We start from the raw sequence: 23,023 nt of genomic DNA on the forward strand, positions 1-23,023 counted from the left end.
TTTTTTAAATTAGGGTTTTGTAATGATTTTCAAAGTCGTAAGCCTTTTCATTTTGTAGGTTTTCCAAAGTATTGAGGTAAATATTTGTTAAACAAATTTATAAATGGATAACATATTATCAATGAAATTAAACAATATAGAGTTGAATTAATGGATAAATCAAACCAAGAATTATGAGTAAAATTTATTGTTAAATTAGAGATGTCTTTGTTTAAAAAATGAAAAAAAAATCCATTTAATCCTAAAAGTATTAAAGTATTTTTACCATAAAATGATAATATTTTATTTGATGGAATAACCATTCCCAAAATAATAATGGTTATTGATCCTAAAATTGCATGAATGATAAAAGGAAAAAATTTACCATGCGAAGAGTTTACCATAGAATTAATATCATTTTTGATAAAATAATATGAAAACATAAATAGTAAGCAGGATATTATTAATAAAAAGATTTTTAAATTTTTTTGATTGTTTAATTTTTTTAAATAATCAAAAATAACATAACCTAAATATAAAAAACCCGATGCAATAATTCCTTCATGAATGTACCAAAAGTTTTTTCCTATTTTAGTGTAATTTTGAATTAAATTTATATTATTGGTTATAAAATATCCTGCAGATAGCAATAAAATAGATGTTATTATATTCTTATATAAATTTTCTTGTAATCCAATTATAAGAGTGAAAATTTTTGCAGAAAAAAGACAAAACAAAAACCAAGTTGTTATATTTAAAGGTGCGCTGCCTCCTATATAATATAGTGCTTTTGTTAAAATTTCTTTTAGGCTGATATCATTGTAAAAATACCAAAACGGCACAGTTAAAATTGCGAACGAAATTATTGGAATAATAATCTGTTTAAATAGATGTTTTATTATTTTTATATCAAATTGATTTTTCTTTAAAAAGAAACCTGAAATAATAAAAAAAAGAGGCATATGAAATGAATATATTAATCTAAACTGATGTCTAGCGATGTTATACTCTTCTTGCCTTCCGAAAAATTCAATATAATGTCCATAAAATACTAAAAAAATGCCAATTGCCTTAGCATTGTCAATCCAGTTAATTCTGTTGTTTAATCTCATACGTTCTTAGCATTTAGTTTTTAATATTTTATACATTGTTAATTTGGTCAAAAATAAAAATTAAATCAAACGATGTATTTCGACGTTGTCAAAGTTCAATTATCAACTATAAGAAGCCTATTTTTTCCATAAGCTAAATTATGAAAAAAAATGTGGATGATAATTCACCAATTTCTAACAAAGTAGAGTAGTTTTATCTAGACTTTAGCCCCTCATTTCATAAATACACTGCGTTTGTAGTTTTCCCTTTCTCACAATCACTATTTCAGAAAAAAAAAGAGACCCACGCCGTTGTATATACTGCTAGAGTATTTAGTGAGTGTTCAATACCTCACCTTACGGGTGTACAAGCACCCTCGTTATGCTGCTTGCTGCTATCCTATAATCAATTCAATACCTGCTTTTTCAGCTTTGTATTTTATTTTGGCTTGCAATTCATAATAACTCCAATTGCGAAGCACAAATTTCTGTTCTTTGGCAATCCCTATTTTGTCCTCCTGATTTTTAAGAATAAGAGTCGCTGCCTGTTGTTCAATACAAAAATTAATAAGTTGTTTGCTGTACAAATGAAGTCGATGATTCACATACCTACTTTCAATATTTTCTCTATTGTAAAGAGCTTTTTTTTGCGTTTTGCCCCTTTTCCAGAACGGGCAGAAGCAATACCATTTTGAATCCTTTTCAGGCTAGCCTGTAAAGCAAGTCTTCGGTAGAGAAACTCCTCCTTTGTGCCAATATTGATGCGCACATTATTCGCTTTTGCTACAATAGGATGTTCCAGAGACAAAGAAGCTTCAGCAATGATTTCGGGTTTTAAATGATGCTCCTCTTTTTCAAATTCAAATACAGCAAGCCAATAGATTTTCTTGTCTTTCAATTGAATCTGCGAGGTACAAAGTTTTATTTCATCTCTTAAAAGGCGTTCCATAATCAAACGCTTATCCGTAAAGTCTTTTCCCAAATACGTTTTTACAGGAATAGCAAATGCATTAAAACAAAATGCCTTCGTTTCCTCTTCATATCTCATTTTGCTGATACATTTAACAGGAAGCGGAATAGGAATATCTTTTCTAAAGTTCCTCAAAGATTTTAAACCTCGCCAATAGTCAGATTTTTCTTTTGAAAAAACAGATTGAATCGTATTATTCAAACTTCCCAATATATCAGTAGGGATTTCCCCTTTGAATTTATCAAACACCATTCGTGCTGTAGTATTGGTTTTTGAGCGGTTAAACATTCCCATTTCATCTTTATTGATGTCCGCCAACTTGTATTGAATGTCTTCTGTAAAATAAAAGAAATCCTTCATCATTTCCTGAACATACAAATGAGATACAATAAAATTAGCAGCTCTATAACACCTGTTCTGATAGCGATACAGTTTTTCCCACATCGCTTTTTTCTCATCACTAGAAACATCTAGGAGCAACTGAATTCTTCGGGTAAGAGTAATTGTAGATTTTTCCATTTCAAAGAATTGTTTCAGTGTTGTTTTTTTTACTTTGTAGAAATTGATACGCAAATAGAAATTCCCGATGAACATCCTTTTCAGATAAATTGAGTTCTTGAGCAATCACCGAGAAAGACGATTTATGCTCAAACCTTCTTTTCAAAATCTCAAGTTGTCGACTGCTGAGTTTATTGGGTTGTTTTTCATGTTCAGAGACTTTTATTTTAGGTTGTTCAAAAGCACTTCCTTTAATAATGTCCCGAAGGTCATTGATGGCTCTGTTCACTTCATTGCTAATGTCTTTTACACTGCTTCCCATAGCTTCTGCAATAGGTTTGTACTGAAAGCCATATTCAAGACAAAGTTCTATGAGGTGTTTCCTTTTAGAATCCAAAACATTTAAAACCTTCTTCACTTCATCTAAATTTTTCTGTTCAGATTCCTGAAGGAGGAGAAGTTCCTTGTCTTGAGCAGGGTCGTAACCAGCCAAATAATCCTGATAGTTCTCGTAACGTTCTAAGGAGTTAATAAGGCGAGTGAATTTATTTCTTGGAGAACTGTAATAAGTGAGGCAATCTCTTTTTAAAACAAAACGTAAAAACCCCAAAATATGATTGGGTGTTTCAATAGAATCACGTTGCAACCAAAGTTTGAGAAAAACATCCTGAACAAGCGTTTCCACCACAAAATCATCCTCCACTATTTGTTTTCCTATCCAGAAAAGAAGTCTTTTGTAACGCAAATAAATATGTTCTAAAGAATTTGGGTCGCCTTTTTTCAGCAGTTCATAGAGCTGAGCATCTTTCAGTATCCGAGGCAAAGAGTCTGTTCTTTTCATAAGCAGTGTGTTTTAGCTGGAAGAAACTGCTTCGATCTTTAAGATGAATTCTTTTGTACCATTCAACACACATACTCACTGCATTTTGCCCAATAGAAAAGGCGTGGAACTCAACTTATTGACTAGAGGTACTGGTATACCCGTGTACGATAAGTGAGCCCACGCCGCGGTCGTGAGCACATTTACTTATCTTCTCGTACACATAAAATTACCAGTTTTCTAGTCGAGAATCTAAGCAATAGCTTCTATATTTCTTTGAACTATTGCAAAATTACATATACATTGTAATTTTTACAAATATAAACAAAATAATTTAATTACGGTCGTTCGACCGTAATTTTTTATTCATAAAGCATTTCTTTTGTTATATGATTGACATAAACGAGAAAATCTGTACTTATATAACTAAAAACTGGTTAATTCCATGGCTTAAAGAAAATAAGTCACAGAACTCATTTGCTAAAAATCATGATATTGAAGAAAGTACTGTAAGAAAGATTAAAAGTGATACTACTTATAGAATTCCAGTTGAAACTCTTTATAAAATCTGTAAGGCAAGAAAAATTACTCTTGAACAGTTTTTTAAACTTATAAATGAATAAAACACCGACGAAAATTGGTTTTTTATTCATTTATTTTTCTCTTGTTTTTTGACATAGAATATGTTAGCTGTAGTTTTTATTTTCCACGCCAATACCATATTTCTCGATTAGTTTTGATAAATTCTTTTGCAGTTTTATCTACTTCTTTTTTAGGAGTACCATTCTTTTTCAAAATACGTTTAATATAATCTAATTGGACAGAATCCCATGTTGAACCAAAAGATGTCCTTGGTACTTCAATTAAAATTTGACCGCTTTCAGAAGTCATAAATTTATGTCCGTATTCTCCAGTATCTAGGTATAGTGCTTGAGAAATTAAAATTCCATCAATTAGTTCATGATGCTTATCTATGTCAAACCTTATACCGAAAGTTAATTCTTGTGGGATTGTGAATCTTAGTTTTAATGTAAATTCTTTGGTTTTAAAAATTGACATTTTTTTTGTCCAGGTTGTTTCAATGTCTCCGGGTGGTGTTTCCATATGAATTTCGATTAATTCAACAACCTCTAAGGCACTATTGTGTATGGTAACAAAAGGGATGAACCTTGATTCTCCTGTTATAGGAGATGAATATTTTCCATGAGAGATTATCTCGTATGATTTATATGTGTCATTATCAAATTTCATCTGGTAATTTCTTTAAGATTATAGAAGTAACGCTTTGAGAATAATTGTGAGGGTCTATGAAATTTAATTCATATTTGTCTATTATCGCTCCTTCAAGTTTACTTGGAATTTCAAAAATCAACCACTTTGTGGTTGTTTCTTTTTCAGACACTGTTATGTTTGTTTCGTAGAACGTATATTCTAAGTTTTTTACTTTAGTCAGAGTTTGTCTATCATAAGGAATTTTTACTTTTGATAATGAATCGCTAAAACTATATGTTATTTCAAGAGTGGCAATGAATGAATTTTTTGTTTCTGACTTATTTAAAATTGTAACATTAAAAAGCGTATATTTTTTATCATCCTTTATGTATGCGTAGCTATTGTTTAAATATAGGCTAAACATAGATTGTCTGTTCAAAAATTGTTTTTCTGAAATCTTTCTATTCAGTTTTACATTGAAATAATTCAAAATGGAAACAATTAATGCTAACAGAGAAATAAATATTGCAATTATTGGTAGGAAATCCTTCAATGTGTCCATTTCGTTTTCGTTGGGGAAAAATTACAGCTAACGGAAAAAGTATTTGCGAAGTGCGGGCTTTTGAAGAACTTTAGTTCAAGGAAGTCTGAACTGAGCATATGTTTTTTCAATGGAACTAAATTACAAAAACTTGTGGAATTGAAAAGCATATGCGGCAAAATATTTCTGCTTTTCAATTCAGGACTTTAATTCCACATTTTGCAAATACAATGTGCCTGTTGCACAACCCCTGCTCTCCGAAGTTTGTAACTTCGGAGCGTGATAATAAAAATGTTCAACATATCAAAACTCTCTAAATTCCCCTCTTTCAGAGGGGTGGCATTCCTATGAAATAGGAATGACGGGGTGTTTAAAACAAAAAAAATCCAACACCGAATGAATCTTAAAAAAAACAAATATCCTAAAAATCGAAGAAGAGAGCCCAAAGCAAAGTCGAAGGGCAACCAGAGTTTCGTTTCGTGTCCTGCGGATAAGACGAAACTCTGGTTGTTATCTGCTGTTTTTTTTCTTAACAATTATGAATACTATAAAGAATACGAATAGAATTGAAATCGAATAAAGAATGACTTTAAGTAAGTTATTTTCGCTCTTCAGTGAATCAATATCACGCTTTTGTCTCTCAATTTGTTTATTTGGAATATTTCCTTCGTAATTTAAATCTACAGTAATTTCATCATTTTTCTTTGCTTTTTCAATTTCTATTTGGTGCTCTTTTTTGAGTTTCTCTAATTCTTCAAAGTCAGATTTTGTTATTTGATTTAGTGGTTTGGTTTTAAAGCAATATTCAGAATAAATAAATCCTGTATCTGGTTCAATATATCCAAATATTAAGTATTCTTTGTTATCGTCAAAAATAATATCACAAGATCTTAACTGAGATGAAAATATTGTTGCAAAAGTATTTTCAAGATACAATTCATCGTAATAATCAAGTTTATAAATCTTTTCGATTTTTACATTACTCAATTGATTTTGGAGCGTTTTAAAACCAGAAGATACTTTTTTAATACCATTTAATTTTCCAACAAATACAATTTCTGCATATTTAAAAGATTCTTTTAAATCTAAATCTTCACATTTACATCCGAAAATATTAATTGAAATAAATACAAAACAGAATGAAATTTTTAGGGCAATCGTTTTCATAAAATGGCAGATAATGGTTTATGGCTTTGCGAAGTGGTGTATTATTATAACGTATGTTTTATTATATAAATTAAGTTTTATATCATAATAAAAGAGTTAATATTTGTAATAAATCAAACCATTTTGCAAAACCTATGTGCCTGTTGCACAACTCAAATATAGTTAAAAACTGTTATTTATGATATAAAATTTTCGTAAATTTAAATATGCAAGGACGAAAACACTTTACACCACAACTATTCTACGAACTCAGTCTAGATATGCTAGTTCCGGAGGATAATTATTATAGAAAATTGTTAATGTGGACACGAGCATGATGCTCGCGCCAGCAACGGGCGAGCGCAATGTCATTAAGTTAAGCAAAAATCACAACGTATTTTAGCTCAAGTACTATCTCTAAAACAAGGGAAGAACTTTGCTTTTATAAAATCAGTCTTTCCAAGCATCAATAACTCAATTTTAAGCACCCCCAATTTTTAGCATTATGAATCTTAATAAATAATCAACCTCTCTAAAATTGCTTCTAAAGAGGTTGATTTTTATCTTTTTTAATGATTATTTTCTAAAAAGTGGAGTTGTGCAACAGCTACCGTTAGCAGAAGTTATAATCTTTCTTTTATTTCTTCGATGTATTCTGCAATACTTATTTTTTCAATATAATTCTTTGCTAACTTTTCACTTCCTAATTCAGCTAATTTTTGCTCAAAAAGACTTGCATTAAAGTCTATGAAATCATAAAACGTTTTTAAAGGGGGATTTTGTTTTTTTATTTTTAAAGTTTCACTTCCCCAAGTATACAAGCATTCAAGAATTTTTTCAGTATCATTTCCATGAACTTTAATATCAAAACCATTAATACCCTGCTCTCCGAAGTTTGTAACTTCGGAGCGTGATAATAAAAATGTTCAACGTAATTTCAAATTTCTTAAAACCTTAATTCAAAACTCTCTAAATTCCCCTCTCTCAGAGGGGTGGCATTCCAATGAAATAGGAATGACGGGGTGTTTAAAACAAAAAATTTTCAACACCGAATGAATCTTAAAAAAAACAAATATCCTAAAAATCGAAGAAGAGAACCCTGAGCGAAGTCGAAGGAAACAGGAGTTTCATCTCATGTCCTGCGGACAAGACGAAACTCTGGTTATTAGGCGACGTTTTTTTCTTTATCTTTTCTAATTCGAGTAATTCTTTTTACTTCATTTGATTTTTCAGACAATTCCTTTTCAATATCATAATCATCTTGAAGTCCTAGCCAAAATTTTGCAGAATTTCCAAAATAAGCACTAAGTCTTACTGCCGTATCTGCAGAAATTCTTCGATTACCTTTTATGATTTCCGAAACTCTTGTTTGTGGAATTTCTAAATCTTTTGATAATCTATATTGTGAAATTTCAAGAGGAATTAAAAATTCTTCTAATAAAATTTCTCCTGGAGTTATGTTTCTTAATTTTTCCATTTTTTTAATTTTAATGATAATCCATAATTTCAACGTCAAAAGCATTGCCATTTTTCCATTTGAAAATAATTCTCCACTGATTATTAATTCTTATGCTATAGAATTCTTTTAAATCTCCTATCAATTTTTCAAGTCTATTTGCTGGAGGAATTCTTAAATCAGTTACATCAATCGAATTATTTATCATTCTCAACTTTCGTTTTGCAACTTCCTGAATTTCTCGTGGAAGTTTTTTGGAAACAATTCCGTTCCATATTTTTTCGGTCTCTTTATTTCCAAAATTAACAATCATACTTTTAACGTTACTAACGTCAAAGATAAGTAAAATATTTCAAATTTTGATTTTAATGTAGAATTTTTGTAAAATGTCGCTTAACGTCAGACTGTGAAAAAACCTCACAATCTTTCTAAACAAAAATAGGGAAAAAAGCCGATGAAACGGAATAAAATTCGTAAATTTATTAATGCAATTTATCCAGGGAATCCCACGCAATCAGCTGCAAATCGTAAGTTTAGAAGATAAGATCAGTAATGATAATCCGGTGCGTTTTATCGAAGCTTTTGTCCGGTATATCGATTTAGAAAAGTTAGGCTTTCGTTTAAAAGTTTTAAAATCAGAAGGCAGGCCATGTTTTCGAACCGAGGTTTTTCTAAAATTGTATTTATATGGCTATTTAAATGGCGTTCGGAGTTTGCGCCGACTAGAAAAAGAAAGCCAAAGAAATATAGAAGTTCAATGGTTATTAGAGTGTGTTTGCCCAAATTATCACAGCATAGCAGATTTTAGAAAAGAAAATCCTAAAGCTTTAAAGCAATTGTTCAAATTGTTTGTTTTGTTTTTAAAAGATGCCGATTTGGTATCAGGAGAAACCTTGGCGATAGATGGCACAAAATCTAGAGCGCATAACGGAAAAAAGTCTAACTACAATCAAAAGAAAATCGACAAACATAAAGCTTACATCGAAGAAAAAACCCAGGAGTATCTAGAAGCATTAGAAGAAAATGATGCGAGAGAAAACCCAGTGAAAATTGCTCAGATCCAACAAAAGATAGAACGCTTACAACAGAACAAAATTAAATACGAAGTTTTAGAAGAACAACTAAAAGAAAGCGGCGAACCTCAAGTAAGCACTACCGATCCAGACTCTAGAGCCCTTCTGGTACAAGGGCAAGTAGTAGAGGTAAGTTACAACATACAAGCAGCCGTAGATAGCAAACACAATTTGGTGGTAGCTACCCATACCATCAATCGGAACGATAAAAATGCACTTTCATCCATTGCATTAGAGGCCAAAGAAAATCTAGGCTTGGAAACATTCACCGTTTTGGTAGATAAAGGCTATCATAATGGCAGAGAACTCGAAAGCTGTAAAAACAACAACATCACCACCATCGTAGCGGTTCCTGATCAAGGGAAAAGTAACGAAAACGGCACCCAACCCGAGTATTTGGTATCGAAGTTTACGTATGATAAAGAAAGTAACTCCTATACTTGTCCACAAAACAAAATATTAGCCACCAGTGGAAGTTGGCACAAGAAAAGCGGTCGCACCGAAGAAAGTGGTTATATGTACCAAAAATACCGAACGCCAGCTTGTAAAACCTGTCCTGCAAAAGACCAGTGCACCAGCAGAAAAGGCGGCAGGGAGGTCGATAGAAGCCAGTATGCCGATGCAGTTGAAGAGAACCACCAACGTTACAAAGACAATGCTAAATTGTACCGAAAGCGACAGGAGATCAACGAACATATCTTCGGTACAATCAAAAGAAAATGGGGCTACAATTACACCGATTTGATAGGATTAGAAAAAGTAAATGGCGAACATAGTTTGATAATGCTGGTGTACAACATCAAACGGAGTATCAAAATACTGGGCGTTAGAGATTTGATAGCCAAACTCCAGAAATGGAACAGTCCTTACAAGAGAAAAGGATTGTTTTTACTGAAAGTGACTTATTTAAAGCTGAATATAGGCATTGTTTTTAGTAAAACTCTATATGCTGCCTAAAAAAACAGCCTTCTGTAAAAGGCTTTATTGGGCTTGTAATCAAAGAAAATTTATCAAATTTTTTGTAAAAAAGAGATTTTTTCACAGCCTGACGTTCCCCGGCTTAGCGAAGTGCGGGCATTCGGGGCTGTGTCCGCCCGTTAAGGTACAGAAGCCAAATAGAATTACCAAAGCCGAGTTTAAGTACTGTTCGCCCGCATTTTGCTAAACCGGCGTTGTATGCCGTTTTTTATATTTCATACAATTCGATTGGCAATTTATCTGGGTCTTCAAAAAAAGTGAAGCGTTTTTGGGTAAACTCGTCTATTCGTATCGGTTCAGTCTTTATATTGTAAGTTTCAAGTCTTTTTATTGCTGTTTCTAAACTTAATACTTCAAAAGCTAAATGTCTCATTCCACAAGTTTCAGGTCTTGAAACTCTTGCTGGTGGATTGGGAAACGAAAATAATTCAATAACATAAACATCATTTAATGCTAAATCAAGCTTGTAAGACAGTCTTTCTTTTCTATAAACTTCTCTTATGATTTCCAGCCCTAAAATTTCAGTATAAAAATGTTTCGACTTTTGATAGTCAGAACAAATAATAGCTATGTGATGAATTCTTTTTAGCATAACTTACTTTAATAAAAAATGAGGCAACTTAGTCTGTTGCCTCAAATGTATTTTGAAAATACTTATAGTTTTTGAAGTTCTTTTAGAACAGCTTCACCAACACCATGAGCTGATTGTGGATTTTGACCTGTTACTACTCTTTGGTCAACTGTTACATGTGGCTGCCATAATCCAGATTTTTCAAATTTTGCACCACGTTCAATTAGTTTTGTTTCCAAACTAAATGGTACAACGTTTTCAAGTTTTACCGCAATTTCCTCTTCATTTGTAAAGGCATTGATTTTTTTGCCGTCAACTAAGTACTTGCCATTACTTAATTTGATATTTACCAAACCGGCTGGTCCGTGACAAACAGCACTTACAATACCATTATTTTCATAAATCTTTTGTGCGATTAATGCCAGCTCAGTATTATCTGCAAAATCCCACATTGTACCATGTCCACCAGCATATAAAATAGCTGTGTAGCTAGATGGATTTACTTCTGATGGTTTCATTGTGTTTTGAATTTTAGCTTGATATTCCTTATCGGCTAAAAATCTTTGATTAATCGGGTCTTCATTGTTCGCTCCATAATAGGGTGGATTACCTCCTTTAGGGCTTACAAAATCAATTTCATAACCTGCATCAACCAATACAGCCCAAGGATGCGTTACTTCACCCAAATAATAACCAGTTGCTTCGCCTGTTTCTCCCAATTTGTTGTGGCTTGTTACCACAAATAAAATTTTCTTACTCATTTTTTTTGAATTTAAAATTTGTGCAGTTGCTTGATTTAATCCAAGAAAAATGGTGCAACCTGCAATTACCATTATTCCTGCCAAGATGTTTTTAAATACTTTGTTCATTGCTTCATTCATTTAATTTGATGATGCAAAATTCGGAACATTGTCAATCTTGGCACAGGAGGTAAATCACAAGTTTGATGTGACGTACATCACACTAAGATGAGAGTCGGCTAAGGGTTTCTCGTGAAACACCTAAATAAGAGGCTATTAATGTTTTGGGAACTCTTTGAAAAAGCGTTGGATATTGTTGAAGAAGCTGCTCATATCGTTCTTTTGCATTGCTATTGAGTAAAGAAAGGATTCTACGTTGTAATGCTACATAACCTGAATTTGATTTCTTTCTGAAAAAATGCTCTATCTTGTGCATATCTGCACAAAGTTTCTCCCGATTGTACAGAGATAAACATAGTACTTCAGTTGCTTCAATGCAGTCGATATTCAACGAAGCCTTTGTTTCATTAAAATAGGCTTGATAATCCGTTATCCACCAATCCTCCATTGCAAACTGCATGATATGCTCTTTGCCCTCCTCATTTACATAGTATGCTTTCAAAAGACCTTTGATTACGAAATAGTCATTTTGAACGAAATCACTTTCTTGTATTAGGAATTGATGTTTCTTTAATTTTTTTGTAGTAAAGTGGGAGAGAATGTAATCAAATTCCTTGTCCGTCAATGGAGTGATTTTTTCTATTTGTTGTTTAAGTATTTCACTCATCTTATTTTGTAGTCTGTCTCTTAAAATGGCATACAACGGAAAAAGTATTTGCGAAGTGCGGGCTAAAAATGAACTTCAGTTCAATTTTCGACCAAACGTAGCATATGCTTTTTCAATGAAACTAAATTACAAAAAAAAGTGGAATTGAAAAGCGTATGCGGCTAAATATTTCTGCTTTTCAATTCAAGACTTCATCCCGCATTTCGCCAATACATTGTGCCTGTTGCACAACTCAAATATAGTTAAAAACTGTTATTTATGATATAAAATTTTCGTAAATTTAAATATGCAAGGACGAAAACACTTTACACCACAACTGTTCTACGAACTCAGTCTAGATATGCTAGTTCCGGAGGATAATTATTATAGAAAATTGTTAACGGAACTCGATTTACATTTCATTTATAAATCTACTCAAAAATATTACGGTAAAGAAGGTCAAGAGAGTATAGATCCAGTGAACTTCGTTCGCAATCTTCGTAGAAAGCTATGCTTTCTTCTCACTTGTCTTCAAGATTTTGTTGGTAGGATATTTAAACAATATCAACTCAGATAGACAGTTGATAGCCTTTTGTAGCGATAGTTTGTCTATACGCTTGTATTTAGGATACGATATTCATGAACAATTACCTTGGCACAGTACCATCAGTAGAACACGAGGTTTGTATGGCGAAAAAGTCTTTTTAAATTTATTTAAACAAGTACTAAAAATGTGTGTAAATAAAGGCATGGTTCGTGGAAAACGCCAAGCTGTGGACAGCATTTTTATCAAAGCCAACGCCAGTATGGATAGTTTGGTAGAGAAGGAAGTTTTGGAAGATGCAAGTGCATTTGTCAACGAATTAGAAGAAAATAGCGAATTTAAAACCACCAGTACCAGAAAGAAACTCGTAGAACAGCACCACGCATGGAAAAAAGAAACCTACAAAGGAATGCCCGGCAATAGCAATGGTAAAAAGCTAGACGAAAACAGGAATCTAATCCGCCCGAAATATCTGTCCAATCACACCCATTATTCTCCTACAGATAGCGATGCCAGAGTGAGCGTAAAACCAGGTAAAGCTAGACAACTCAACTATTTTGGACAAATTGCAGTAGATGATGCGCATCATGTCATCACCGGCGCATGTTCAGATTTTGCAGATAAACGCGATAGCCAATGTTTAGAACAAATAGTAGAACTTACCGAAGAAAACTTAAACGAAAACGGAATAGAATTAGAAGAACTCTTAGCAGACGGCGGTTACAGCAGTGGCGAAGCATTGGCATATTTACATGAAAAGAAAATCGATGCCTATGTCCCTAACTTTGGACAATACAAAGCAGAGCGAGAAGGTTTTACCTACCACAAAGAAGAAAACTATTACCAATGTACAAAACCCGAAGGTAAGCAAGCCAAACTCCTTTTCAAAGGCGAAAAAATGGATAGTAAGGGTTACACCAAACGAACGTACCGAAGCAGTGAGAGTGATTGCAAAAACTGCCCACTAAGAGAGCCTTGTTGTGGCAAAAGTACCAAGTTTAAAAAAATAGACGACAGCATCCACAAAGAACATTACGATAGGATGCATCAAAAGCTTACCCATAATGCAAATTATGCCAAGAAAATGGTAAGAGTACGCAGTAAAACCGTGGAACCCGTTATTGGAACGTTGGTCAACTTCACCAACATGAAAAGAGTAAATACAAGAGGCATCAAAAATGCGAACAAACATGTACTCATGGCAAGTTTAACTTACAACTTGAAAAAATACTTGCGCTTTATCACCAAAAAATCGAGTATTTTAGCTCAAGTACTATCTCTAAAACAAGGGAAGAACTATGCTTTTACAAATCAGTCATTCCAAGCATTAATAACTCAATTTTAAGCACTCCAATTTTAAGCATTTTGAATCTTAATTAAAAAACAAACCTCTCTAAAATTGCTTCTAAAGAGGTTAATTTTTATCTTTTTTAATGATTATTTTCTAAAAAGTGGAGTTGTGCAACAGCTACCCATGTTAGCTGTAGTCGTAATTCTTCAAGATTTTTCAATTTTTCTTTTTTTTAAGTTTAGAATTAAATAAAGAATTATGAATGTTATAATTTCAGCTATAAAAATGTATAAAATGTAATGTAAATTTTCTATTTCATAAAATGGTTTCCCATATTTAATTTTATTATCTGATTCTAAAATTACAGTTTTTGTAAATGGTATTTGGGTTATAAATATTAATAATCTTGTTCTTAGGATTAATGCAATAATGGAAGAAATTATAAAAGCCAAAATTATATAAAATCTATTTTTAGATTTCTCAATTTTGAATTTGTGCCATAAAATGTAACTTAGAAATGGAATAATTGAAATAGTTAGTCCAAAATAAATAGGTTGAAATATTTGAGTACTTAATTTTCTATACTGTATTTCAACTTCGGGAATAAAACTTAACAAATAATATTGTAAATTTTGGTAAAAATAAAATCCTACAAAGAAAAGTATTAATGAAATTATTCCAATTAAAATTTTAGTTTTCAATTTGTTGCGTTTTTATTTTATACGATTACAGCTAACGACTCGGCGGCTTTGCGAAGTTTTCACAGGAAGCAAGGCTTCCATGAGGAAATTTTGCAAAAGCGCATGATGTGCGAAGTCTGCGAAGCGGAGAGCACATCAGGCGGTGTGAGCCGCCGAGTCGATGTGGTCGGAAGTAGCGGAGCGGATTTCGACCACATCGGGAAACGCATTGGTGAAGTGGCGGATAAATTGGACTAAAAGTTCAATTTAACACGACTGCGAGCCGATGTGTTTCCACATCGCTAACTTACAATTTTTTTGCGAATGTGGAACACATTCGGCGGGAAAAATAGAGTAGAAGTTAAACTTTGCACTTAACCCGCCATTTTGCCAATGCGATGTTATCTGTAGTTTCTCTTTTATTTTAAGGATTCAATATAATGAATAAATTCATCACTAAATATATAACCGTTTTCTTTTTTTGCAGCTTCATTATATGTTTTAATAAATTCAGTTGGGGAATAAAAATTATTAATCATTTCATTTTTTAAACCTGCCTTTTCGATTAATCTTGCCATAAAATATCCATTGGGATGTCCTCCAGAGAGGAAGAAGTTGTTTACCTTAGATTCCATTTGTTCTTGACTTATTTCTTTACTAAGAAAAGAATTTACGATATTATCAAATTCTTTCAATATATCCGAAGTATTTTGAAATGCTTCGTAATATTGCTTCACAAAAATTTCAGGAAGACCTTTATTATTTATGGATTCGAGTAAGTTTTCTTTTTTGTCTATTAAATCAGCAATTCCTTCATCTTGTAACTTATCAATTTCTCTCAGGACAGCATTAGATTCTATTAATTTAGTATTTATAAAATTACGTCTGTATTTATGAAATGTTTCGTGGGCTATAAAATCTATTCTTTCAGATGGATTTTGTTTATAAAACAAGTTAAAATCTACAACAATTCCTTTTTCTTTACTTTGAGCATCTGGTTCATAACAAAGAAAATTAATAGTTGGAACCTTGATAAGAGAATCTACCGGATTTATTAGAAAGTTTTTTAATTTAATTTTTGAATATTCAGGGATAGCTTTAAAATCATATTCACTTCTAAAACGTTTCAAATTCTTTTCATTTTTTGAATAATCAATAAAATTTGAAAGTGTCATATTACATAATAATGCATAAGGATTTTTCAAATTTTCTTCGATTGAAATATTAAGAATACTGTCTTTTTTCAATTTAAAATTGGGATTATAAGCTGCAATCATCATTTCTTTTATAATCTTTTTTCTCATAGAAGATGTTGCTGATATTTTATATCCGTTTGTGTTAAATAGAGTTTTCCAATCATCCTCAGTAATACTTTTTCCCAAAGAGATTTTATCTTTGATTGTGAAAAAATAATCAACGGAAGATAAATTGACTTTTTGAATACTTGGGCTTTGGGCAAAATTGTTTAGTGTAAAAATTGTAGAGAAAATTAATGTCAAAATTTTTTTGTTCATATTCTGTTTTTTTGTGAAATTACAGATAACGACTCGGCGGCTTTGTGAAGTTTTCACAGGAAGCAAGGCTTCCATGAGAAAATTTTGCAAAAGCGCATGATGTGCGAAGTCTGCGAAGCGGAGAGCACATCAGGCGGTGTGAGCCGCCGAGTCGATGTGGTCGGAAGTAGCGGAGCGGATTTCGACCACATCGGTTTGGGTATTGCCGAAGGCGGGGATTTTTAGCACAAAAGTTCAATCGAAGAACGAATGTTGAACCTTGCACAAATGTCCAATCGAAGCCGTTTCGCCCCGCTTTTGGCAATACCTTGTTATCGGCTGGCGTTTTTGTCAGGCGTTATGTCCATAGTTTTATTACTGCTAAAATACTCATTATTAAAGTCAGTCCACCAATTACCCAAACAGAAATCTTAATTGTCTTTTGGTTGTCTGTAAGTAACTGTGTCTGCTTGTTGGTTTCTGCTTCAATAACTTGTCTTAATTCTTTTGTGTTTTTTGCAAACTCAATTTCAAAAATTTGTTTGATTTGATTTCGCTCGCTCTCAATTAGCTTTTTTATTTCTGATTTATTGTCGTCAAGTTTTATTTTGATTGTACTTTCAAGGTCTTTGTAAAAATCCTTGTTTTCTTTTCGGATTTGGTCAGTTTTCTCCTCAATAAGTTTTGCAAGCTCGGTTTTATTCTGCTTGTTAGAGTTTTCAAGTTCAACTAAACTTTGAGCAACTTTTTCTTGCTGTGCTTTTTGAAGCTCATTTATTTTGTCAAGCGTTTTGCTGTTTTCGTCAAATTGCTTGCTTATTTCGTTATATGTTTCTGTTAGTTTTTGTAGCTTTTTATAAGCATCTGAAACGGCTTTAAGCTGTCCAACTTCTTGATTGAACTCTTCAAGCGTTTCATTAAATTTCTGCAAGTTGCTCATATAATGTCTTATTTAGTTTTTTTAGTTCTTGTAATTTTTGTGCATAAACATCATTGAGCAAATATGCCAAATCGTAATATTCTGCAAGCTCTTCCAACATTTCAGGATAGTATTCTGAAATAGATTGGCTCAATTCCATTTTTTGTTCTTCGGTCAAGTGTTTGCCTAAAACTTTCAAGCGATATAAAAAATCGCTTTGTTCTTCTTCCGTAAAAGTTTGTTTGATGCTTGACAAAGCACTTTCAAAACGTTCTTTTCCGTCACTATCTTCATAGTCATTCAATGCTAAGCGAACAAAACCGCTTAAAAAATTTAGACCGACATTATTACGATAACTTTCTAAAAATCGGCTGATGCTATCTTTTAATTTTTCAAATTCAATCTTGTTTGGGAATTGGTTGTTAGATGTCAGAACTTCAAACCATTTTTCATATTCCTTTGGATTTTCAGCAATATGTTGAAGTACAAATGTTGTTTCAGAAAATATAAAATAACTGTCAATTCTTTGCTTGAAACTTTCGCTGTCTTCAAACTCCGAACACCAATCTGAAAGTGTTTTTAAAGATTGTTTACGACCATAAGCAATATTTTCAAAAGTCCAATTCAGTAAATACCAAACTGATTTTTCTAAAATTGAATTTTGAGGAATTTTCTCAATTTCGGTTTTTACATCTGTGTTTGGTTCATACTTTGTAATGTAATCCGAAACGCTTTTAATAATGTGATTTTCTTCAAGAGTTTTGAACTGAACTTCAAAATGGTCAATAAAATTTGTTGTCCAATCGGAAACAATTCCTAAAAGACTTAAACGATAAATTGCTTTTTGTAAAGTGTCGCTATTGATGTGTAAATTGTTACGAGCATCATTCCAAAATATCCGAAGTTTTGCATTTTCTCGGAAGTATTTTGTGATTACACCTAAAATGATTTCAAAGTCTTTTTCAATATCATTTTGCCCTTGTGTAAAGAGAAAAACTTGTTTAAAAATATCTCTTCCGTTCCATCTTACTTCATCGCTTATTTCTTTCATTTCGGCAAAAGTTGTGTCTTTATGAAACAATCTTTGCACTCGTTCTTCATCGTGAGTTTCGGGCGAATAAAGCACAAAACATTTTCCTATTTTATTTTTGTTTTCCTTTTTTCGTTTGTCCCAACGTCCTGCTCTTCCTGCTTCTTGATATAATGCTTCAACCGAACTGGGCAAACCGTAATGAAAAGTGTAATGAATATTTTGTTTGTCAATACCCATTCCGAAAGCTTTGGTCGCAACTAAAAGCTGATATTTATTTTCTTTAAAATCCTTTTGAATTTTTTGCTTGTATTTATTAAATTCATCTCTTGCCATTACTGGCTCTGTTCCAATTTTTCTTCCTGTATTTTCGTCTATAATATCACGTTTTGGAATATCTCCCGAAAACCAACCTACTTTGTTTTGATAAATAGTATTTAATGTGTTTGAAACTTGATAACAACCATAAGCACCGTTTACGTTGGGTGTAAATACCAAACCTGCTTTTTCTGTTGTTTCAATAAAGCTTTCCGTATCTTTTAAATCTTCAAGAATTTCTCGGATTTTTTGGCTTTTATTTCCGTTGTCGTTGATAACATTAAATTGTAATTCCTTTCTGCTATAATCCAAAAGCGATTTAATATTTTCATCTTCCAAACATTGCTTTTGTCTTGAAAATTCAATTTTGATGTCTTTTAAAACATTTACGGAAGCGGTTGCAGTTAAACCAATAAATTTTATTTTACCTTCTCCGTTTTCATCTTTCGGGCTTAATTTGTCGATTGTTTTGGCTAAATTCAAATACGAAGTTCTAAAATCGTGTCCCCATTCTGAAAGGCAATGCACTTCGTCTACAACTGCGTAAGCTATTGAGAAATTTGCAACAATAGCACTTATCTTTTCTCGGAAGGTTGGGATTTGGAATTTTTCAGGCGAAATCCAAACAAATAAATATCGTCCTTGCTCAAAATTTCTTTCAATATCTCGTCTTTCGTCTGCTTCCAAATCGCTGGTAATAAAACTCACATTGGTTACAAGAGTTTTTACCAAATTATCGTTTTGGTCGTACATCAAAGATTTGATAGGGCAAACAACAAAATTGATACTTGGTTGAAGCAAACAAGGAAGTTGATAGCACAAAGATTTTCCGCCACCTGTCGGTAAAAGTCCGATTGTGTCTTTTCTGTTCAATACATTGGAAACTATTGGGAATTGTCCTTCTCTAAAATTTGTTTTGTCGAAAATATTATCAAGGAAAAACTCCAAAGTAGTTTTGTCTTCATCAGTTACATTATAATTGATTGGTTCAGTTGTGCTAACTCTGAAATAGTTTTTGTCTTTTACAATGTCAAAATAATCTGTGCGGACAAAAATCACATCTTCGCTGATTTTGTTTTCGTCTGTGTAGCGTTTGAATAACGAAAAGTCAATATTTACTGCTTTTGTTGTTGGTTGAAATTTCTTTTTGTCGTTTGTAATTTCAATTTTGAAATTTGGCTTTTTTAGTTCTTGTTTATTTTTAAGTTGCCAAAGTTTATCAATCCAAATGAGCAAATCGTTTATAGCCAATTCAGCAAAATCGGGTAAATTTTCGTGAGCTAAAATATTGAAATTCCAATCTTCATCAAATGTCAAATATTTGTGAGTAAGCAACTCAATGAGCAAAACTTGAAAACGGATTATTGCCGTAGGCAATAATTTCGTTTTAATTTCTTCTTCACTCATTTGGTTTTCTTCTATTTTCTCACAAGCATTTTTGTAGTAGGATAGAAGTTTCTCAAATCTTTCAAGATGATTTAAAATAGTTTCAACTTTTGAAACATAAGAACCGTTTCGCAATTCTCTAGTGTCAATTCTTACGGTTGTAATTCCTTTGTTGGATAAAAAGTTGTCTCTTGTACTGTCAGAAAATCGGGTTACTTCATCAAGTTTGTGTTGTTGTCCGTCAATTTCAATTACAAGTTTGGCTTGTGGTAAATAGAAATCAACTTGTTGGTTGATGAAGTTTTTATCATCTTCTCCAATAATTTCATTGATTTGAATTTCGGGAATTAGCAACGATTGAATAAAAGAATATTCGCCAAATTCATTTGGAATAATTCTTTCAAAAAAATCTTTTGCTGGGTAATAGTTATTGTCTTTGTCGCCTTTTATTGTGTCGTTCCAAATTGGTGTTTGGTTTGTCGCAAACAAAAAACGCTCTTCAAAGTTGTCAAGTTTATGAATTTCTCCTAATTCAGATTGTAGATATTTTGAAAGAGTTGTCGGAAAGCCACGTTGCAATATATTCTTTGTCACATACAAAATTGGCAACAAGTCAGCATTTGTCTGATTTGTTACGAGGTTCTGAATTACAAAATTTGGATTAGTATATGTGTAGTTTGCCGTGTATTTCTTCATTCAATATTTCTGTCGTTTGGTTTTGTCGGTGCGGTCGGATACGCTTGCCGATAACGACTCGGCGGCTTTGTGAAGTTTTCACAGGAAGCAAGGCTTCCATGAGAAAATTTTGCAAAAGCGCATGATGTGCGAAGTCTGCGAAGCGGAGAGCACATCAGGCGGTGTGAGCCGCCGAGTCGATGTGGTCGGAAGTAGCGGAGCGGATTTCGACCACATCGGAAAAAGTATTGGCGAAGTGCGGGCGAAAATGAACGAAAAGTTCAGTTTCAACCAATCGTAGCCGATATTTTTTTCGTGGAACTAAGTTATAAAAAATTGTGGAATGAAAAAATAGCGGCGGCAAAAAAAGTAGAGTAGTTCAACTTAGACTTTAACCCCGCATTTTGCCAATACAATGTTAGCTGTAGTGGCAATTATAAACTTTCTAAAGTATCAAACAAGTCAAATTCGTGTACAATAATTAAATTAACTCCATTTTTTCTATGTTTCATTGCTTGTTCAATTTTCTTTCCATAACAAGTGAAAGCCCAACAAGTATTTTTTTCGTCACAAACAATTAAATAATCTAATTTTGAACTTACAGAGTTAACTACAAAACCACCATAAAGTTCAATTTTTTCGGCAATTTCTCTGCGTTTATAAGTTTGAGAAACACCTGTAATACAAAATGTCTTTTCTTGAATTTTTATTTCTGGATCAATTTGATAAAATCCCATTTTTAATGTTTCGATTAAAGAATTGTTTGAACTATTTTCGGAATCTCCAGTAATACTTTTACAGAAATCTAAAATTGTCTTGTGTTCATCTTCTGTAATTTTCTTATCAAGAATTATATTTAAAGTTAGATTATAAATTTCGTCATAAGGATAAGTATTTTTTAAATATTCATTATCGTCTAACCAATCTTTTAGATAGCGTAATTCTTCAATATTAATTTCGTTGTCAATTGAGATTCCCATTAAAATTCCAATCAACCTTTGTATTCCAGCTGTGATTGCTGTGTAATAACCTTTTTTATCAATGTATTGATTACAAAACCAAATAATATTTTCACATTCTTCTTCTGTTAATACTTCATCAGATAAACTTTCTCTTAAAAGTTTTATGACTTCTTGATATGGATTTCTATTTTCATATTCACGAGCTGAATTTATCCATTTTTGAATTTCAGATTTCTCAAGTTCGGTAATTTTGTTATCGCTTTTTATTCCGCTAATAATTCCAACCAGAGTTTGTAAATCTTTTTCAATAATTGCTGGATTTAAAAACTGTTTATGTTCTTGATTATCGAATTTGTCAAAATTTGCGGTATTCATTTCTATTATTGGTTTTGCGGTATTTTTGTGCCATTACAGCTAACGACTCGGCGGCTTTGTGAAGTTTTCACAGGAAGCAAGGCTTCCATGAGAAAATTTTGCAAAAGCGCATGATGTGCGAAGTCTGCGAAGCGGAGAGCACATCAGGCGGTGTGAGCCGCCGAGTCGATGTGGTCGGAAGTAGCGGAGCGGATTTCGACCACATCACTCAAATATAAACAATATTCTTGCAAAAGCTTATAAATAGGGTAGTTTTTTATATTTTTATACGATTAGGTTCAACATAAGTACAACATTTCAGAAATGCTCTACAAAACAATAGATTTTCTTCTTTTGTACTTATGCTAAGTTACAAATATCTTGGTAATAAGACAAATGCGAGCAAAAAAAAGAATTTTGAACTTTTTTAAATTTATTACTAAAAGTTACTCTTTTATACTTTTTTTGGAAAGTAGGTTAGTATAAACGAGCTTACGTTTCAAAAAAATTATGCCATTTTCTGTAATTGTTAATGAAATATGATTTAGATTTTTTTCATTTACCTCAAAGCTGAATGTCAAAAGAAATATAATTAATACAGCTTGCTTAATTCAATAGAATTAGTTTTGAAGTATCATAATATGTAAAAAGGACAAGCAACTAATGCTCATCCTGTATATTAATGTTTAAAAAACAATTTGTCTAATTATCTCTTCAAAAAAGCTTTGTTGTAATTTTCGTTCAAAAATTTTTCAACATCCGAGAGTTTGTAGTAAATTTTATTGCCAACCTGCGAAAAGGAAATACGCCCTTCATCACGCCAAGTTTGTGCAGTACGTTTGGATATTTTCATGAGTGTTTGAAATTCCTGATTATCCATAAATTTGTCTTTTGTAGATTCATTCTTATTATCCAAACGTTTGGTAATATCATCTAAACGGTTTATTAATTCCATATACTGTTCTTTGGATATAATATATACTTCCATCTGTAATTTTTTTTAGATTATACCTGTAAAATTGAAACTTAAAAGCTTTAAGAGCAATAGCAACAAAGGGACTTGGGTTAAATAAAAACAATCTGGATAAAGCAGAAATTGATAAAGATTAAAAAATAATAAATTGGAATAATCTAAAAAATTAAATTCGATTTGTTGAGAAAAGAAAAGCTAGTTCCGCAGCTTTTCCTCCCTTTTTGAAAAAAAGGCAAGAAGGTCTTTGAGCCAAAATTTTGCAAAAATTTGTGGGTACAAAGACACATCTTGCCAAAATAAATGTCAATGGATTTCACGCCTTTAAAAAATATCGTAAAATGCTAATTATAAACGATTTGGAATTAATTTCTTTGGGAATAAAAAAAACTCAAAAGAAATGGATATCTAGCCTGTACCTATTTTACGCAGGTTTGTGATTAGGCTGTATTTCAAATACGCAGGTTTGTGATTAACCTGCATTTATTTTACACAGATTGTAGCTCAACCTGTATCTTTTTTACTCACCCTTCACGGTTTGGATGTATCAAATAAACACA

The 23,023-nt window shown here is 32.2% G+C and carries 22 protein-coding genes; 3 read left to right on the plus strand and 19 right to left on the minus strand.

Annotated elements, in window-relative coordinates; all coding sequences use genetic code 11:
* Window positions 1-47 precede the first annotated feature (47 nt).
* From QM746_RS09115 to QM746_RS09130, 4 genes are all read right to left on the minus strand, one after another.
* Entirely contained in the window at window positions 48-1,091 is a 1,044-nt protein-coding gene (locus tag QM746_RS09115) for an acyltransferase family protein (RefSeq protein ID WP_414983931.1), read from the minus strand.
* Between the two features lie 374 nt (window positions 1,092-1,465).
* Window positions 1,466-1,675 (minus strand): hypothetical protein, encoded by a 210-nt coding sequence (locus QM746_RS09120; RefSeq protein WP_414983932.1) that lies wholly within the window; start codon window positions 1,673-1,675, stop codon window positions 1,466-1,468.
* Window positions 1,672-2,559 carry a hypothetical protein gene (locus tag QM746_RS09125; protein ID WP_414983933.1) on the minus strand — a complete coding sequence of 296 codons (888 nt, stop codon included), beginning with the start codon at window positions 2,557-2,559 and terminating at the stop codon, window positions 1,672-1,674. Before QM746_RS09125 ends, QM746_RS09120 begins: the two co-directional genes overlap by 4 nt.
* 1 nt (window position 2,560) lies before the next feature.
* Entirely contained in the window at window positions 2,561-3,379 is an 819-nt protein-coding gene (locus tag QM746_RS09130) for an RNA polymerase sigma factor (RefSeq protein ID WP_414983934.1), read from the minus strand.
* Window positions 3,380-3,747: 368 nt separating this feature from the next.
* On the opposite strand from QM746_RS09130, the gene QM746_RS09135 reads away from it, so the two are divergent.
* Complete coding sequence (locus tag QM746_RS09135) at window positions 3,748-3,981, plus strand: helix-turn-helix domain-containing protein (protein WP_213188542.1); 234 nt, start codon at window positions 3,748-3,750, stop codon at window positions 3,979-3,981.
* Between the two features lie 76 nt (window positions 3,982-4,057).
* Here QM746_RS09135 and QM746_RS09140 read toward each other — a convergent pair whose 3' ends face one another.
* The 6 genes from QM746_RS09140 to QM746_RS09165 all read right to left on the minus strand — a co-directional run bounded on the left by QM746_RS09140 (window position 4,058) and on the right by QM746_RS09165 (window position 8,026).
* Entirely contained in the window at window positions 4,058-4,609 is a 552-nt protein-coding gene (locus tag QM746_RS09140; RefSeq protein ID WP_414983935.1) for a hypothetical protein, read from the minus strand.
* On the minus strand, window positions 4,599-5,132 hold the full coding sequence (locus tag QM746_RS09145) for a hypothetical protein (protein ID WP_414983936.1): 534 nt from the start codon (window positions 5,130-5,132) through the stop codon (window positions 4,599-4,601). The genes QM746_RS09140 and QM746_RS09145 overlap by 11 nt, the downstream gene beginning before the upstream one ends.
* A 489-nt stretch (window positions 5,133-5,621) precedes the next feature.
* Window positions 5,622-6,278, minus strand: coding sequence for a hypothetical protein (locus tag QM746_RS09150; RefSeq protein WP_414983937.1), 657 nt, complete (start codon window positions 6,276-6,278; stop codon window positions 5,622-5,624).
* A gap of 602 nt (window positions 6,279-6,880) precedes the next feature.
* Window positions 6,881-7,078 carry a hypothetical protein gene (locus QM746_RS09155; protein WP_414983938.1) on the minus strand — a complete coding sequence of 66 codons (198 nt, stop codon included), beginning with the start codon at window positions 7,076-7,078 and terminating at the stop codon, window positions 6,881-6,883.
* Between the two features lie 344 nt (window positions 7,079-7,422).
* Window positions 7,423-7,734 carry a HigA family addiction module antitoxin gene (locus QM746_RS09160; protein ID WP_414983939.1) on the minus strand — a complete coding sequence of 104 codons (312 nt, stop codon included), beginning with the start codon at window positions 7,732-7,734 and terminating at the stop codon, window positions 7,423-7,425.
* Between the two features lie 10 nt (window positions 7,735-7,744).
* On the minus strand, window positions 7,745-8,026 hold the full coding sequence (locus tag QM746_RS09165) for a type II toxin-antitoxin system RelE/ParE family toxin (RefSeq protein ID WP_414983940.1): 282 nt from the start codon (window positions 8,024-8,026) through the stop codon (window positions 7,745-7,747).
* Window positions 8,027-8,198: 172 nt separating this feature from the next.
* Between QM746_RS09165 and QM746_RS09170 the strand changes: the two genes are divergently transcribed.
* A complete protein-coding gene (locus QM746_RS09170; RefSeq protein WP_414983941.1) occupies window positions 8,199-9,743 on the plus strand; it encodes an IS1182 family transposase in 1,545 nt (514 codons plus the stop codon).
* Between the two features lie 229 nt (window positions 9,744-9,972).
* On the opposite strand, the gene QM746_RS09175 is transcribed toward QM746_RS09170, so the two are convergent.
* The 3 genes from QM746_RS09175 to QM746_RS09185 all read right to left on the minus strand — a co-directional run bounded on the left by QM746_RS09175 (window position 9,973) and on the right by QM746_RS09185 (window position 11,862).
* Window positions 9,973-10,356, minus strand: a complete 384-nt coding sequence (locus QM746_RS09175; protein WP_414983942.1) for a VOC family protein — start codon at window positions 10,354-10,356, stop codon at window positions 9,973-9,975.
* 62 nt (window positions 10,357-10,418) lie between these two features.
* Window positions 10,419-11,216: a type 1 glutamine amidotransferase domain-containing protein gene (locus QM746_RS09180; RefSeq protein ID WP_414983943.1), complete on the minus strand. Its 798-nt coding sequence runs from the start codon at window positions 11,214-11,216 to the stop codon at window positions 10,419-10,421.
* A gap of 82 nt (window positions 11,217-11,298) precedes the next feature.
* A complete protein-coding gene (locus QM746_RS09185) occupies window positions 11,299-11,862 on the minus strand; it encodes a Crp/Fnr family transcriptional regulator (RefSeq protein ID WP_414983944.1) in 564 nt (187 codons plus the stop codon).
* A gap of 521 nt (window positions 11,863-12,383) precedes the next feature.
* On the opposite strand from QM746_RS09185, the gene QM746_RS09190 reads away from it, so the two are divergent.
* Window positions 12,384-13,730 (plus strand): transposase, encoded by a 1,347-nt coding sequence (locus QM746_RS09190; protein WP_414983945.1) that lies wholly within the window; start codon window positions 12,384-12,386, stop codon window positions 13,728-13,730.
* 152 nt (window positions 13,731-13,882) lie between these two features.
* Here QM746_RS09190 and QM746_RS09195 read toward each other — a convergent pair whose 3' ends face one another.
* The 6 genes from QM746_RS09195 to QM746_RS09220 form a co-directional block, all read right to left on the minus strand.
* The gene (locus tag QM746_RS09195; RefSeq protein ID WP_414983946.1) at window positions 13,883-14,377 is read right to left on the minus strand and encodes a hypothetical protein; all 495 of its coding nucleotides are present in this window, start codon (window positions 14,375-14,377) and stop codon (window positions 13,883-13,885) included.
* 398 nt (window positions 14,378-14,775) lie between these two features.
* Window positions 14,776-15,945: a DUF5700 domain-containing putative Zn-dependent protease gene (locus tag QM746_RS09200; RefSeq protein ID WP_414983947.1), complete on the minus strand. Its 1,170-nt coding sequence runs from the start codon at window positions 15,943-15,945 to the stop codon at window positions 14,776-14,778.
* Window positions 15,946-16,207: 262 nt separating this feature from the next.
* Window positions 16,208-16,789, minus strand: a complete 582-nt coding sequence (locus QM746_RS09205; RefSeq protein WP_414983948.1) for a hypothetical protein — start codon at window positions 16,787-16,789, stop codon at window positions 16,208-16,210.
* The gene (locus QM746_RS09210) at window positions 16,767-20,198 is read right to left on the minus strand and encodes a DEAD/DEAH box helicase (RefSeq protein WP_414983949.1); all 3,432 of its coding nucleotides are present in this window, start codon (window positions 20,196-20,198) and stop codon (window positions 16,767-16,769) included. Before QM746_RS09210 ends, QM746_RS09205 begins: the two co-directional genes overlap by 23 nt.
* Before the next feature lie 413 nt (window positions 20,199-20,611).
* Complete coding sequence (locus QM746_RS09215) at window positions 20,612-21,514, minus strand: BRCT domain-containing protein (RefSeq protein ID WP_414983950.1); 903 nt, start codon at window positions 21,512-21,514, stop codon at window positions 20,612-20,614.
* A gap of 685 nt (window positions 21,515-22,199) precedes the next feature.
* Complete coding sequence (locus tag QM746_RS09220; protein WP_414983951.1) at window positions 22,200-22,481, minus strand: helix-turn-helix domain-containing protein; 282 nt, start codon at window positions 22,479-22,481, stop codon at window positions 22,200-22,202.
* Between the last annotated feature and the right edge of the window lie 542 nt (window positions 22,482-23,023).

It is taken from the genome of Cloacibacterium sp. (assembly GCF_047601505.1).
In the GTDB taxonomy this organism is placed as follows: domain Bacteria; phylum Bacteroidota; class Bacteroidia; order Flavobacteriales; family Weeksellaceae; genus Cloacibacterium.